The organism is Pandoraea commovens (genome assembly GCF_024704525.1).
In the GTDB taxonomy this organism is placed as follows: domain Bacteria; phylum Pseudomonadota; class Gammaproteobacteria; order Burkholderiales; family Burkholderiaceae; genus Pandoraea; species Pandoraea commovens.
The window spans coordinates 2,672,175-2,686,356 of the sequence record NZ_CP102780.1 but is presented as its reverse complement, the minus strand read 5'-3'; the positions used below and the strand labels follow the sequence as shown (position 1 = coordinate 2,686,356).

Below are 14,182 nucleotides of genomic sequence, written 5' to 3'. Positions count from 1 at the left end.
GTCACAACACCAGCACGAGGGCGCCGGCGACGATCAACGCGCCGCCGAGTGCCTCCTTCAGCGAAAACGGCTCACCAAGCACCACCCACCCGATCAGCATCGCCATCGCCACGCTGAGCTTGTCGAGTGGCGCGACACCCGACACCGGCCCCAGTTGCAACGCCCGGAAGTAGCAGAGCCACGACAGCCCCGTGGCGACCCCGGAGAGGACAAGGAAGACCCACGTGTTGGCGCTCAGGCTTGTCGGCCTTTGCCACTCCCCACGCATGCCGACGATGGCCAGCGTCACCCCGAAAATGATGACGGTACGAATCAACGTAGCCATGTTCGAGTTGACCTGCGCCACCCCGAGTTTGCCGAATATCGCTGTCAGTGCAGCGAAAAACGCCGAGCCCAGCGCAAAAAGTTGCCAGCTACGCAGCATAACGATCGTCACCTATCAATCAATACCCTCGCCAACCTGAAACGGACGCAAATGTCCACCGTCCGCCTCCACCCGTAGGGGAATCGAAACCGCCCCGGCCATCGATGCGATAATGGCAACATCTTGTGTCACCCCCGCCAGACCTGGCCGAATTCTCCCCTATGTCCGAATTGCACGACCGCCCCGACAGCCCTTGCATTGGCGTTTGCTCGACACTTTTCGACGACGTCTGCAAAGGTTGCGGCCGCACCGCCTACGAAGTCTCCAACTGGGTGTTTTTCACCGAGGAAGAGAAGGCAGCGGTGTGGGAGCGCATCACCCGCGAAGGCACGGGGATGCGCTTTTGCGACAGCAGTTCTACGACTTCGCAGACTTGAACTGAAGCGACTTGTACTCGAGGAACTCCTCGAAGCCGTACACGCCGTTCTCCCGCCCGTGGCCCGATTGCTTGAACCCACCGAACGGGGCCTGCACATTGAACTCCCCGCCGTTGATGTCAACCTGTCCGGTGCGAATCTGACGGGCCACACGCACCGCGCGCGCCTCATCGCCTGACCAGACGCCGCCGCCCAACCCGTAGATCGAATCGTTAGCGATACGCACTGCGTCGGCTTCGTCCTGATACGTGATGATCGACAGCACAGGGCCGAAGATCTCTTCCTGCGCCACCGTGGCGTCCGGTGTCACACGTCCGAGCACCGTCGGCTGTACGAAGAAGCCCTCCTCGAAGCCCTCGGGCACCGTGTCCCCACCCGCAATCAACTCCGCACCTTCCGACAAACCCTTGCGGATGTACGTCTGCACGCGCTCGCGTTGCGCAGATGACGCAAGCGGCCCGAGGCGCGTCGTTTCCTCGCGCGGATCGCCCAACGTAAAACGTGCCACAGCCTCTTTCGCCAATGCCTTGACCTCGTCATAGCGCGACGCTGGCACCAGCATGCGCGTGTGCGCAGAACATGTCTGCCCCGAATTCAGATAGCAGGCATTGAGCGTTCCTTTGACGGCTGCGGCAAGGTCCGCATCGTCTAGCACCACCGAGGCCGACTTTCCACCCAACTCCAGCGCGACACGCTTGACGGTTTGCGACGCTACCTCCGACACGCGTTTTCCCGCGCGCGTCGATCCGGTGAAAGACACCATGTCGACATCCGGATGCCTTGCCAGCACCTCGCCGACGACTGGACCGAGGCCCGTCACCAGATTGAACACGCCCGGCGGCAGTCCAGCCTCTTCGATCACTTCGGCCAGAATGAAAGCGTTGAACGGCGCCACTTCCGATGGCTTCAACACCACCGTGCAACCAGCAGCCAGCGCCGGTGCGACCTTGAGCGTGATCTGGTTCAGCGGGTAATTCCACGGCGTGATCGCGCCCACAACGCCGACCGGTTCGCGCACCACCAACGAATTGCCGACGCGTGCCTCGAACTCGAACGACTCGGCCAGCTCGGCGTACTTGTTCCAGTGATACACGGGACCGCCAACCTGAATGGCACGCACGAGTTTGATCGGCATGCCCGTCTCGCCCGTCATGACTTGCGCCAGCTCGTCGGTGCGCGCTTTCAGGCCCGCCGCAATCTTACGCAGATAACCGGCACGCTCGGCAGCCGGTGTAGCCGCCCATGCGTCACGCGCTTTGCGCGCAGCGGCAATCGCAGCTTCCGTGTCTTCCGACGCCCCCTCGGGAATGCGGCCCATGAGCTTCGCGTCGGCGGAATGGAACACGTCCAGCGTGCCGCGCCCGACCGGCGTCACCCACTGTCCGTCGATGAAAAACTTGTCGTACGTCTTCATGCATTGCCTCCTGCTGGCGTTGAGCAACGAATGGCCATTGTAGTCCGCCCGTCGCAATGCATTTCGCTGTAAACGCAAACAGGGCGCCTGCGATGCAAGCGCCCTGCCCTTGATACGACGTAACGGCGTATCTATCGAACGTTCGTGAACGTCAGACTTCCACGCCCTGGCTAGCCAGATACTCTTCGTAAGTCCCGGCGTAATCGACCAGCGTGCCGTCGTTCTTCACTTCGATGATGCGCGTGGCCAGGCCCGACACGAATTCTCGGTCATGCGACACGAAGATCAGGGTGCCCGGATACTTGTCGAGCGCGATCTGAAGCGATTCGATCGATTCCATGTCCATGTGGTTGGTCGGCTCGTCCATCATCATGACGTTGTGACGGCCCAGCATCAGCTTGCCCCAGATCATGCGGCCCTTTTCGCCACCGGACAGCACGCGCACCGACTTGCCCACATCGTCGCCACCGAACAGCAGACGGCCGAGCGAGCCACGGATCACCTGATCGTCATCGCCTTCCTTGCCCCACTGCGTCATCCAGTCGGTGAGCGTCTGGTCTTCCGGGAATGCTTCGGACGTATCCTGCGGGAAATAGCCGATATTCGCGTTTTCTGCCCACTTCACATTGCCGCCGTCGACCGGCAGATCGGCCATCAGGCTGCGCAGCAGCGTGGTCTTACCGGCACCGTTCTCGCCAATGATCGCAACACGTTCGCCCGCGCGCACTGCACCGGTGAAGTTCTTGAAAATCTGACGGTCGTAGGCTTTCGAAATGCCCTCGAATTCGAACGCGAGGTTGTGCAGCTTCTTCTCGAACTCGAAACGAATGAACGGGTTCTGACGCGACGACGGCTTGATGTCTTCCACCTTGATCTTGTCGATCTGCTTGAGACGGCTCGTCGCCTGACGGGCCTTCGACTTGTTCGCCGAGAAGCGGCGCACGAAGTCTTGCAGGTCGGTGATGCGTTCCTTCGCCTTGGTGTTCGCCGCCATCTGACGCTCACGAGCCTGTGCCGACGCCAGCATGTAGTCGTCGTAGTTGCCCGGGTAAATCTTGAGCGTGCCGTAGTCCATGTCGGCCATGTGCGTGCACACGGCGTTCAGGAAGTGGCGATCGTGCGAAATGATGATCATGGTGGAGTTGCGCTCGTTGAGCACGTCTTCCAGCCAGCGGATCGTGTTGATGTCCAGGTTGTTGGTCGGTTCGTCGAGCAACAGCACGTCCGGATTCGAGAACAGCGCCTGCGCCAGCAGCACACGCAGCTTCCAGCCCGGCGCGACGTTGCTCATCGGGCCTTGATGCTGATCCGTCGGAATGCCCACGCCCAGCAGCAGCTCGCCCGCACGCGCTTCGGCGGTGTAACCGTCGTACTCGGCGAACTTCGCTTCGAGTTCGGCGGCGTGCATGTAGTCGTCGTCGGTGGCTTCCGGATTCGCGTAGATCGCGTCGCGCTCGCTCATGGCCGCCCACATTTCGGTGTGGCCCATCATCACGACGTCGAGCACGCGCATGTCTTCATACGCGAACTGATCCTGCTTGAGCTTGCCCAGACGCACGTTCGGCTCGAGCATGACGTTGCCGGCGCTCGGCTCCAGGTCGCTGCCGAGGATCTTCATGAACGTCGATTTGCCGCAACCGTTGGCACCGATCAGGCCATAGCGGTTGCCCCCGCCAAACTTGACGGAGATGTTCTCGAAGAGCGGCTTGGCGCCGAATTGCATCGTGATATTGGCAGTAGACAGCACAGGCGGTATCCGGGGTGATGAGTTGCGGCGGCACGAAATTGCGCCACGAAACCTGACATTTTAACACCGATACGTGTCACGCGCCCCGGGGGTGGCATGACCACTTGTGAATGCTCCTATTTGTGACGCACCGAGCGGTGATGGGATTTTGGCCACCTTAGGCTGCAAGTCCCCATACCTTCTCTCGAACGAGACCTTCCCATGACGGTCAACATTGCCCAGCCTTATAACGTATACGTCCGACAACGCACCCTCCGAAAGCGCACCGCTGCCGCCACCGCATTAACTGCGGCATTTTTCCTATGCGGGCCAACGCCAGGTCTCGCCGATGGCCACCCCAAAGCCACACAGGTCAGCAATACCCAGACGGGCGTCGCGACCGAAACGCTCCTGATGACCAACACCGCCTGGGACGGCACGCCATACCGGCCCTACGCGGTGGGCGCGCCGGCCCCGACGCTGATGCGCATCACCCTCGCCCCGCATACTGTGATGGATTGGCACACGCATCCCGCGCCTATCGTTGGGCATCTCGTGGCGGGTACGCTGATCATCGAGCGCGCAGAGGGCGGCGCGACCCGGACGTTCACTGCCGGAGATACGATCGCCGAGCTGGTCGATGTCCCCCATCGTGGCCGCACGGGGGATACCGGCGCAGAACTGCTCGTTTTCTACGCGCGTGACGCCCAGCAACCGCTCTCGACGCCCGCAGCCGTCCAGCCATAAAAAACCGCCGGTGTGATCCGGCGGTTTTTCGTTCTCAGCATGATCCCGCCGCACGGCGGGATCGAACAAGATCAACCATTTACTGCTTGGGCAGCGAGCCCTCGACGCCTTCCACGAACCAGTTGATCTGGTGCTTTTCGTCGTCGTTGAGCGTCTTGCCCGCAGGCACGATTTCCTTGCCGTCCTGCCCCTTGAGCGGGCCGGTGAACGGGTCGTACTTGCCATCGCGGATCGCGTCGTGGCGTGCGGTCACCGCCTTGCGGGCGGCTTCCGACACGGCCTTGTCGTTGATGGAGACGAGGTTGATTTCGTCTTCCTTGATGCCACCCCATACCGGCGTGTTCTTCCACGTGCCCTGCATGACTTCGTCGACCGTGCGGATGTAGTACTTGCTCCAGTCGATGGCGGCCGATGCCAGATGCGCGTTAGGGCCGAACTTGCTCATGTCCGAATCCCAGCCAAAGGCGTGGATCTTCTTCTCTTCAGCCACTTGCATGACCACGGCCGAGTCGACGTTCTGCATCAGCACATCGGCGCCCTGACCCACCAGCGATTCTGCGGCCTGACGCTCCTTGCCCGGATCGAACCAGCTATTGATCCAGACGACCTTCACCTTGACCTTCGGATTGACTTCGCGCGCGGCGATGGTGAACGCATCGATATTGCGGATCACCTCAGGAATCGGCACCGACGCCACATAGCCGATCACATTCGACTTCGTGGTGTAACCGCCGACGATGCCTGCCAGATGCGCGCCTTCGTACGTGCGCACGTCGTACGTGCCCAGGTTCGGTGCCGACTTGAAGCCCGTGGCGTGCTCGAACGTCACGTCGGGGAAGTCGGCGGCCGTCTTGACCATCGAATCCATGTAACCGAACGACGTGCCGAAGATCAGCTTGTTGCCCTTGCTCGCCAGATCGCGGAACACGCGTTCCGAGTCCGCGCCTTCCGGCACGTTCTCCACGCGGGTCACGGTGACCTTGTCGCCGTACTTGGCTTCGACTGCCTTCGCGCCCTGCTCATGCGCAAAGGTCCAGCCTGCGTCGCCCGGGTTGCCGATGTAGACGAACGCCACACCCATCGGGCCCTTGCCCGCCGGTGCTGCGGATGCCTGCGCATCGGACGCGGCCGCCGACGCGTTGGCGGTCGTGTTCTCCTGCTTGCCGCAGGCGGAAACCAGCATGGCGGCCGCCAGGCTTGCCATTGTGATCAGGACTTTACGTCGCATCGATTTTCTCCTCGTCATCGATTGTTTCAGTGAAATGCGTGTATCGCTTACTGCGTGCACGCCGTCGTCAACCCGTCGTCAACCCGGCGTCACCCCGGCGTCACCCCGGCCTCAGGACCCGGCAAAGAACGGCTTGCCCAGCGACGCCGGCGCGTTCAGCCGAATCGTCTGACGATTGCGGGAAATGATCACCAGCACCACGATGGTCGCCAGATACGGCAGGCTTGCGAGCGCTTGCGAAGGAATGCGAATGCCCATCGCCTGTGCCTGAAATTGCAGCGCCATGACAACGCCGAACAGCAGCGCGCCGAGCGCCGTGCGCCCGGGCCGCCATGTGGCGAAGACCACCAGCGCGAGCGCAATCCAGCCGCGTCCTGCCGTCAGGTTCTCCTGCCACAGACGCAGATAGCCGACGGAGTAATAGGCACCGGCGAGCCCCGACATGGCACCACCGAACAGCGTCGCCAAATAGCGAATCCGCACCACCGGATAGCCGATGGCATGGGCGACCGAAGGCGCTTCGCCAATCGAGCGCAGCACCAGACCGGCGCGGGTACGGTAAAGGAACCATGCAATCGCCGCGAGCAGTGCGACCGATAGATACCCCAGCGGATTGAGCGAGAAGATCGAAGCGCCCAGCACGGGAATCGACGACAGCCCGGGAATCGGCATATCGCGCAGCATCGGAATCGTTGCGTCGGTGTACGGACGGCCGACATACGCCGACAGGCCGATGCCGAAGATCGTCAGCGCCAGACCTGTCGCGACCTGATTGGCCATGAGCGAGAGCGTGAGCCATGCGAATACGGCCGACATGACGACGCCCGATGCAATACCGGCGATGACGCCCAGCCAAAGACTGCCTGTCTGCACGGTAACGGCGAACGCGCCGATGGCACCCATGAGCATCGTGCCTTCCACGCCGAGATTGAGCACGCCCGATTTTTCGGTCACTAGTTCGCCCAGCGCAGCGAGCATCAGGGGGATGGCGGCGATCACCGCGCTTGCGGCCAGCGGCGTCAGCAGATTGATCCAGTCCATGCTGCGCTCCTCAGGCGTCACGCGTCAGCGCACGAGCGCGCCGACGCAGTCGGTAGTTCACAAACACGTCGCAGCCCAGCAAGCTGAACAGCAGCAGCCCCTGAAACACGCCGCTGATGGCTTTGGGCAACTGGAGCGACGTCTGCACGGCTTCACCGCCGAGATACAGCAGCGCCATAAGAAGGCTCGCCAGCACAACGCCCACCGGATGCAACCGGCCGACGAACGCGACGATGATGGCCGTGAAGCCATACCCCGGTGCCCACGTCGCCTGCAATTGCCCCACCGGCCCGGCCACTTCGCCCGTCCCGGCAAGCCCGGCTGCCGCGCCGCCGATCAGCAACGCGAGCCAGACGGCGCGCGGTTCCGAATAACCGGCATAGCGTGCAGCGAGCGGTGCGAGTCCGCCGACTTCCATGCGGTATCCCGCGAAGCTCTTGCGCATGAAGAACCACGCGAGCGGCACCGCCGCCACGGCCATGAAGATCGAGGCATTCAGACGCGTGCCACGCCACGTCGCCCAGTGCCAGTCACCGAAGAAACGCGGGAAGAGTGCCTCGCGGCTGAAGTTGATGGACTGCGGGAAGTTCATCCCATGCGGGTCTTGCCAGGGTCCGCTGACCAGATAGATCAGCAGTTGCGTAGCGACGTAGGTGAGCATCAGGCTCACGAGAATCTCGTTGGCGTTGAAGCGCACGCGCAGCAGCGCCGGAATCGCGGCCCACAGCATGCCGCCGAGCGCACCGGCCGCCATCATCAGCGGCAGCAGCCACGCGCCGCCATGACCGTCGAAATGAATCGCCACGCCGGACGCGAAGATCCCTCCGAGCAACAACTGCCCTTCCGCGCCGATATTCCAGACGTTCGCGCGATAGCCGATGGCAAGCCCCAACGCGATCAGGCACAGCGGCGACGCCTTGAGCAGCAACTCCGACCAGCCGTTCAGGCTGCTGATCGGCGCAAGGAAGAATGCGGCCATCGCCTGCGCCGGATTCTTGCCGAGAAAGCTGAAGATAAGCACGCCGCCAGCCAACGTGATGAGCGTGGCCACTAACGGCATCGCGAGCCGCATGGTGCGGGAAGGACTTGGCCGTGGCTCAAGCGTGAGATCGAACATGATGTCTGATGAATCGATGAAAACATTACAGTGTTTCGGCTGGCGAGCAGTCGTTCGTCACGCACCGAAACACGTCGAAAAAGGAAAATGCTGCGTTTGCCCGTGTTTGCCCGTCAGGCCGCCACTGTGGTGCGTTCTCCCGGACCACCGGGGAACATCCCCGCCATCCACAGACCGATCTCACGCGCGTCGGTCTGCTCGGGCTTACGCACGGGCGACAAACGTCCCTGCGCCAGCACGGTAATCCGGTCGCAAATCTCGAACAGCTCGTCGAGCTCTTCGGACAGCACCAGCACGGCCACGCCGCGCGCCGATAAGTCCAGCAATTGCTGACGGATGAAGGCCGCAGCCCCGACATCCACGCCCCACGTCGGTTGCGCCACCACGAGCACCCGTGGCTCCTGCAAAATCTCGCGTCCGACGATGAACTTCTGCAAATTGCCGCCCGAGAGGCTTTGCGCGGCAGCGTCCGGGCCGCCGGCCTTCACGTTGAAGCGCTCGATGCACAGCGTGGCGAACTTACGCAACGTGCCTCGACGAATCCATCCCCCGCGAAGCAAGCCCAGATGCGCCGTGCCCGACGCGCCCAGCAAGGCGTTATCCGTGAGCGACATGCTCGGCACTGCGCCGCGCCCCAGACGCTCCTCCGGGACGAAGGCGAGTCCGAGCCGTCGCCGCGTGGCCGCGCCCATGCGACCGACCGCACGGTCGTGCAGTGCAATGGCCTCCGCTTGCGGCGCGCGAGCCTCGCCCGAGAGCGCTGCGAGCAGTTCGGCCTGCCCGTTGCCAGACACACCCGCGATCCCCACGATTTCGCCCGCATGCACGTCGAGATTGACGTCATGCAGCGAGGTCCCGAACGGATCTTCGCTCGCCATCGAAAGGTTCTTGAGAGACAGCAGCACGTCGCCCGGCTGATGCGCACGACGCTCGATCTGCGGCAACGCACGTCCGATCATCATCTGCGCCAGCGTCTCGGCGGTTTCCTCACGCGGCACGGCGTGCCCGGAGACGCGCCCACCACGCAACACGGTCGCGCGGTCGCAAAGATCGCGAATTTCGTCGAGCTTGTGACTGATATAGACGATGCTGCATCCCTCGGCGGCGAGGCGGCGCAACGTCGTGAAGAGTTTCTGGACGGCCTGGGGCGTGAGCACCGAGGTCGGTTCGTCCATGATGAGCAGACGTGGGTTCTGCAACAGGCAGCGCACGATCTCCACGCGCTGACGCTCGCCGACGGACAAGCTGTGCACGTGGCGCACCGGATCGACCTCAAGCCCGTACTGGGTCGAGACCTCGCGGATGCGTTTGGCCAGCGCTTTGAGGTCGCGGCCTGCGTCGTCGAGCGCAAGAGAAATATTCTCCGCGACGGTGAGCGTCTCGAACAATGAGAAGTGCTGGAAGACCATGCCAATGCCGAGCTTGCGTGCCGCGGCCGGGCTGTCAATGCGAACCGGTTGGCCTTCCCACAGGATTTCCCCGGCGTCGGGACGTACGGCGCCGTAGATGATCTTCATCAACGTGCTTTTACCTGCACCGTTCTCACCCAGTACAGCGTGGATCTCGCCGGGTAATACGCTCAACGCGATGTCGTCGTTGGCCACCACGCTCGGGTAGCGTTTGGTGATGCCGGTCAGCGCCAGACGTGGCGTCGATTGCATGGAAAGGGTCACTGGCGGAGTCTGACTGAGTCTGAGTTCGGGGCTTGGGCGGTCCGAAAATACCCAATTCGCGGTGAAATGTCGAGTCTGTGTCATTAACAGGGACATCTAAGGCCACCTTACGAACGACGGGCGTCTTGTGATAGGGACTTTCCGCTATAGAGGCCCCTCACCTTGTCCTTCATAATGATTTACTTATGCACTACAGGGTCCGACATATCCGGATCGTTATATTTCTCATGAGCCAAAACCGCGAACCGATTGACACCTATTTGCTGCGCGTTCTCCATACCCTGTTGATCGAGCGCAGCGTGACGCGTGCGGCCGTCAAACTGAATCAGTCGCAACCGGCGATCAGCGCTGCGCTGCGCCGGTTGCGCGACATTACTGGCGATCCGCTGCTGGTTCGCGGCAAATCGGGCATGGTGCCGACCGAATACGGTCAGTCGTTGCTGGAGCCGACGCAAAATGCATTGCGCGAAATCGAGCGCATTACGGTGCAGCAATCGAATTTCGACCCGGCCACGACGGTGCGCACGTTCCGCATCGGCTCGCCCGACTATCTGAATACGCTGTTCGTGCCGACGGTTGTCGAGCGCTTCCGCCAGCAAGCTCCCAACGCGCAACTGGAGCTGCACTCGCTCGGCCCCGCCTTCGACTACGAACATGCGCTCGAAGACGGCAAGGTGGATATCGTCATCGGCAACTGGCCGGAACCGCCCGAGCAGCTTCACCTCTCCAATCTGTTCGTCGACCAGATCGTGTGTCTGGTCCGTAATACGCATCCGTACGCCAAGCGCGGGCTCACGCTGGAGCAATACCTCGGCAGCCCGCACCTCGCGCCGACGCCCTACTCCGTCGCTCAGCGCGGTGCGATCGACATGCACCTCGCGCGCGAGCGTCTGAAGCGAAATGTGGTCGTCACGATTCCGTACTTCAATCTGGCGCCGTACGTTCTGCTGAAATCCGATCTGATTTTCACGACGACGCGCCTGTTTGCCGACCACTACGCGGAGTTCCTGCCGCTCACGGTGCTGGAGACGCCCATCGATTTCCCGCCGATGCAGTACTACCAGTTGTGGCACGAGCGCACGCACTACTCGGACGAGGTGCGCTGGCTGCGCAGTGTGATTTCCGACGCAACGCGCACCCTGCTGGAATCGCGTACGCCGTCCTGATATCGAGTCAATCAAAGGGGCTGTGCCGTTTTTACCGACGGAGCGGCCCCCACCGCCCCGCCGAACCGCATGGCAGCGTTCCCCATGCACAGGAACGCCACCCCGACTTCCCGCTTGCCCATCGCCACGCCGGAACCGGCTCACCCGAATCTGCCGATTGGGGTGAGCAGTCCCGCGACCTCACACCATGAATGTGCGGCCGGTGTGGCAACGCCTTATCGGGAAGCCTCGGCCAGTTGCCGCGCCAGCGCGTTGTGACGCGTGACGAGCGACGGCAGGTCGAGCGTCGTCAGACGCCCTTCGCGCACCACCACCCGTCCGTTCACCACGCTGTACGCGGCTTGTCCAGGATTACAGAAGACGAGCGCCGCCACGGGGTCGTGCAGACCGCCCGCCATGCCGACGCCACGTGTATCGAACGCGACGAAATCCGCCGCCATGCCCGCCGCGAGCACGCCGATGTCGTCGCGACCCAGCACGCGTGCGCCGCCGACCGTCGCGATCTCCAGCGCGTCGCGCGCCGTCATCGCGCTCGGGCCGAATCCGACCCGTTGCAGCAGCAGCGCCTGACGCGCTTCGTTGATCATGCTCGCCGCATCGTTGGACGCTGAGCCGTCCACACCCAGCCCGACGGGCACACCGGCGTCGCGCATCCGGCGAATCGGGGCGATACCTGACGCGAGCCGCATGTTCGAGCACGGGCAGTGCGCCACGCCGGTGCCGGTTTTCGCGAAGAGCGCGATACCCGCGTCGTCGAGCTGAACACAGTGGGCGTGCCAGACATCGTGACCGACCCAGCCAAGATCCTGCGCGTACTCCGCTGGCGTCATGCCAAACTTCTCGCGGCTGTAGGCAATGTCGTTGACGTTCTCGGCCAGATGGGTGTGCAACGACACGCCGTAGTGGCGCGCCATCGTGGCCGACTCGCGCATCAGGTCACGACTTACCGAGAACGGTGAGCAAGGGGCGACGACCACGCGCAGCATCGCGTAACGGCCTTCGTCGTGGTACGTCTCGATGAGACGCTGCGTGTCTTTGAGAATGTCGCCTTCACGCTCGACCACACGGTCGGGCGGCAGTCCGCCCTGACTCTGGCCAACGCTCATGCTGCCCCGGCTCGCGTGGAAGCGCATGCCAATCTCGGCGGCGGCTTCGATGCTGTCGTCGAGCTTGCAGCCGTTCGGGTAGATATAGAGATGGTCGCTCGACGTGGTGCAGCCCGAGAGCAGCAGTTCGGCCATCGCCGTCTTCGTGGAGACGCGAATCATCTCCGGCGTGAGGTTGGCCCACACCGGATAGAGGTTCGTCAGCCAGTTGAACAGCTCGCCGTCTTGCGCGGCCGGGATGGCCCGCGTGAGGCTCTGGTACATGTGGTGGTGCGTGTTGACCAGCCCCGGAATGACGACGTGCCCCGTCAGATCGAGCACCTCGTCGGCACTCGCCGGCAGCGTATCGCCGGTGCCGACGGCCACGATCCGGTTGTCTTCGATGTACAGCCCGCCGCGCGCGATTTCGCGGCGACCGGCGTCCATCGTGACCAGCACTTCGGCATTCTTGACGAGCAACGTTTTCATCAATGCGCCTCCAGGCCCATACCCGATCCGTTCTTCTCGCCGTGGCCGTTGCCGTGCGTCACCGGCGCTTTGAAGCCGTTGAAGTAGGCGTTCAGGATCACGGCGGACAGCGTAGCGAGCAGAATCCCGCTATGCAGCAACGGCGCGAGCTGTTCCGGCATCTTCGCAAAGAACTTGTTCGACGCGACCGGAATCATCGCCATACCGATGCTGATAGCTACGATATACAGGTTGTAGCGGTTATGCGAGTAGTCGACCTTGGACAGGATCTTGATGCCCGTGGCGAGCACCATGCCGAACATCACGACGCCCGCGCCGCCCAGCACGAACTGGGGAATGGACGCCACGACGACCGACATCTTCGGAATCAGGCCGAACACGAGCAGGATGACGCCAGCCGAGGCACACACCCAGCGGCTCTTAACGCCCGTTACGCCAACGAGACCGATGTTCTGCGAGAACGAGGTATGCGGGAAGGTGTTGAACAGTCCGCCGATGACAGTGGCCACGCCATCGACACGCAAACCAGCGACCAGCGCCTTCTCATCCACCGGCTTGCCGACGATCTCGCCCAGCGCGAGGAACATGCCCGTCGACTCGATGAACGTAATCAGAATCACGATGGTGAGCGTCACAATGGCCCACGGATCGAACACCGGCATGCCGAAGTGGAACGGCAGCACGACGTCGAACCATTTCACCTGATCGAGACCGTCGAAATTCACTTTGTGCAGCAACAGTGCAATGCCGAATCCGAAAAGGATGCCGAGCAGCACGGCGATGTTCGAGAAGAAGCCCTTCACGAAGCGCGTGATCAGCAAGATGAAGATGAGCACCGCAAACGACACACCGAGGTAGACGGGGTCGCCGTAGTCGGGGTTGCCTACACCGCCAGCCGCCCAGTTGATGCCCACGCCGATGATGGTCAGACCGATGGACGTAATGACGATGCCGGTCACGATCGGCGGGAAGAAGCGCAGCAGCTTGCCGACGAGCGGCGCGATCAGCGTGCCGATGATGCCGGAGGCAATGGTCGCCCCGAAGATACCGGGCAAGCCTAGCGAGGGGTTCGTGCCGATGGCGAGCATCGGCCCGACGGCAGCAAATGTGACCGCCATGATGACGGGCATACGGATACCGAAGCGGCCCACACCGACGCTTTGAATCAGCGTGGCGATGCCGCAGCACATCAGATCGGCGGAGATCAGAAACGCAATCTGATCTTTGGGCAGGCCCAGCGCGCCGCCGATGATAAGCGGCACGGCGACCGCGCCCGCATACATCACCAGAACGTGTTGCAGGCCCAGCATGAACAATTTTCCGATCGGCAGTCGTTCATCGACCGGATCCACGGTATTGGTTGTCACACTCATTGCGTCTCCGTCCCTCGGGGGGGCTGTTTAATGTCTATTTTTAGGGTGACTCAATGGTGCAGGTCGACGCACTTTGCGGCAAGACCGTCGGAGGCTATAGTGTTTTTTTCATGGAACGTATGCATGAATGCTTATCTTGCGTCTCGGGTTTTCCCCAAGCATGCACGTAACCATTGGGCTTCCCGGGCGATCCGTCTCCTGTCGCGATAACGGCTCATACGTAACGCGTTATACGCTGGATAACAAAATCCAATAGTCCTCCAAAAAATCCCAATTCCGGTGCACGCGGCGTACGCTTCAGACGTCGGGATGCCCTATTGAA

General features: G+C 62.3%; 12 protein-coding genes. 3 read left to right on the top strand and 9 right to left on the bottom strand.

What is annotated here, in order from left to right; genetic code table 11:
- Window position 1: 1 nt before the first annotated feature.
- Window positions 2–424 carry an EamA family transporter gene (locus NTU39_RS12455; RefSeq protein ID WP_174984390.1) on the bottom strand — a complete coding sequence of 141 codons (423 nt, stop codon included), beginning with the start codon at window positions 422–424 and terminating at the stop codon, window positions 2–4.
- Window positions 425–585: 161 nt separating this feature from the next.
- On the opposite strand from NTU39_RS12455, the gene NTU39_RS12450 reads away from it, so the two are divergent.
- Window positions 586–801: a DUF1289 domain-containing protein gene (locus NTU39_RS12450; protein ID WP_150662452.1), complete on the top strand. Its 216-nt coding sequence runs from the start codon at window positions 586–588 to the stop codon at window positions 799–801.
- On the opposite strand, the gene NTU39_RS12445 is transcribed toward NTU39_RS12450, so the two are convergent.
- Complete coding sequence (locus NTU39_RS12445) at window positions 782–2,215, bottom strand: aldehyde dehydrogenase family protein (RefSeq protein ID WP_257959926.1); 1,434 nt, start codon at window positions 2,213–2,215, stop codon at window positions 782–784. The genes NTU39_RS12450 and NTU39_RS12445 overlap by 20 nt on opposite strands.
- A 151-nt stretch (window positions 2,216–2,366) precedes the next feature.
- Entirely contained in the window at window positions 2,367–3,962 is a 1,596-nt protein-coding gene (locus NTU39_RS12440; protein ID WP_150662450.1) for an ABC-F family ATPase, read from the bottom strand.
- A 201-nt stretch (window positions 3,963–4,163) separates the two neighbouring features.
- Here NTU39_RS12440 and NTU39_RS12435 point away from each other — a divergent pair, with 201 nt between their 5' ends.
- The gene (locus NTU39_RS12435) at window positions 4,164–4,688 is read left to right on the top strand and encodes a cupin domain-containing protein (RefSeq protein ID WP_257959925.1); all 525 of its coding nucleotides are present in this window, start codon (window positions 4,164–4,166) and stop codon (window positions 4,686–4,688) included.
- Between the two features lie 79 nt (window positions 4,689–4,767).
- On the opposite strand, the gene NTU39_RS12430 is transcribed toward NTU39_RS12435, so the two are convergent.
- From NTU39_RS12430 to NTU39_RS12415, 4 genes are all read right to left on the bottom strand, one after another.
- Complete coding sequence (locus NTU39_RS12430) at window positions 4,768–5,916, bottom strand: BMP family ABC transporter substrate-binding protein (protein ID WP_373275380.1); 1,149 nt, start codon at window positions 5,914–5,916, stop codon at window positions 4,768–4,770.
- 111 nt (window positions 5,917–6,027) lie between these two features.
- Window positions 6,028–6,957: an ABC transporter permease gene (locus NTU39_RS12425; protein WP_150662447.1), complete on the bottom strand. Its 930-nt coding sequence runs from the start codon at window positions 6,955–6,957 to the stop codon at window positions 6,028–6,030.
- A gap of 10 nt (window positions 6,958–6,967) precedes the next feature.
- A complete protein-coding gene (locus NTU39_RS12420; protein WP_257959924.1) occupies window positions 6,968–8,074 on the bottom strand; it encodes an ABC transporter permease in 1,107 nt (368 codons plus the stop codon).
- A 113-nt stretch (window positions 8,075–8,187) separates the two neighbouring features.
- Window positions 8,188–9,735, bottom strand: a complete 1,548-nt coding sequence (locus tag NTU39_RS12415; RefSeq protein ID WP_257959923.1) for an ABC transporter ATP-binding protein — start codon at window positions 9,733–9,735, stop codon at window positions 8,188–8,190.
- A gap of 239 nt (window positions 9,736–9,974) precedes the next feature.
- On the opposite strand from NTU39_RS12415, the gene NTU39_RS12410 reads away from it, so the two are divergent.
- Window positions 9,975–10,913: a LysR substrate-binding domain-containing protein gene (locus NTU39_RS12410; RefSeq protein ID WP_039398644.1), complete on the top strand. Its 939-nt coding sequence runs from the start codon at window positions 9,975–9,977 to the stop codon at window positions 10,911–10,913.
- Between the two features lie 215 nt (window positions 10,914–11,128).
- Here NTU39_RS12410 and NTU39_RS12405 read toward each other — a convergent pair whose 3' ends face one another.
- Window positions 11,129–12,487, bottom strand: coding sequence for an 8-oxoguanine deaminase (locus NTU39_RS12405; protein WP_257959922.1), 1,359 nt, complete (start codon window positions 12,485–12,487; stop codon window positions 11,129–11,131).
- Window positions 12,487–13,860 carry a nucleobase:cation symporter-2 family protein gene (locus NTU39_RS12400; protein WP_039398648.1) on the bottom strand — a complete coding sequence of 458 codons (1,374 nt, stop codon included), beginning with the start codon at window positions 13,858–13,860 and terminating at the stop codon, window positions 12,487–12,489. The genes NTU39_RS12405 and NTU39_RS12400 overlap by 1 nt, the downstream gene beginning before the upstream one ends.
- Window positions 13,861–14,182 lie beyond the last annotated feature (322 nt).

Bases quoted from the DNA above. Each gene is read 5' to 3' on its own strand.
- NTU39_RS12455 (WP_174984390.1), bottom strand. From the start codon at position 424: ATGCTGCGTAGCTGGCAACTTTTTGCGCTGGGCTCGGCGTTTTTCGCT.
- NTU39_RS12450 (WP_150662452.1), top strand. From the start codon at position 586: ATGTCCGAATTGCACGACCGCCCCGACAGCCCTTGCATTGGCGTTTGC.
- NTU39_RS12445 (WP_257959926.1), bottom strand. From the start codon at position 2,215: ATGAAGACGTACGACAAGTTTTTCATCGACGGACAGTGGGTGACGCCG.
- NTU39_RS12435 (WP_257959925.1), top strand. From the start codon at position 4,164: ATGACGGTCAACATTGCCCAGCCTTATAACGTATACGTCCGACAACGC.
- NTU39_RS12430 (WP_373275380.1), bottom strand. From the start codon at position 5,916: ATGCGACGTAAAGTCCTGATCACAATGGCAAGCCTGGCGGCCGCCATG.
- NTU39_RS12425 (WP_150662447.1), bottom strand. From the start codon at position 6,957: ATGGACTGGATCAATCTGCTGACGCCGCTGGCCGCAAGCGCGGTGATC.
- NTU39_RS12420 (WP_257959924.1), bottom strand. From the start codon at position 8,074: ATGTTCGATCTCACGCTTGAGCCACGGCCAAGTCCTTCCCGCACCATG.
- NTU39_RS12415 (WP_257959923.1), bottom strand. From the start codon at position 9,735: ATGCAATCGACGCCACGTCTGGCGCTGACCGGCATCACCAAACGCTAC.
- NTU39_RS12410 (WP_039398644.1), top strand. From the start codon at position 9,975: ATGAGCCAAAACCGCGAACCGATTGACACCTATTTGCTGCGCGTTCTC.
- NTU39_RS12405 (WP_257959922.1), bottom strand. From the start codon at position 12,487: ATGAAAACGTTGCTCGTCAAGAATGCCGAAGTGCTGGTCACGATGGAC.
- NTU39_RS12400 (WP_039398648.1), bottom strand. From the start codon at position 13,860: ATGAGTGTGACAACCAATACCGTGGATCCGGTCGATGAACGACTGCCG.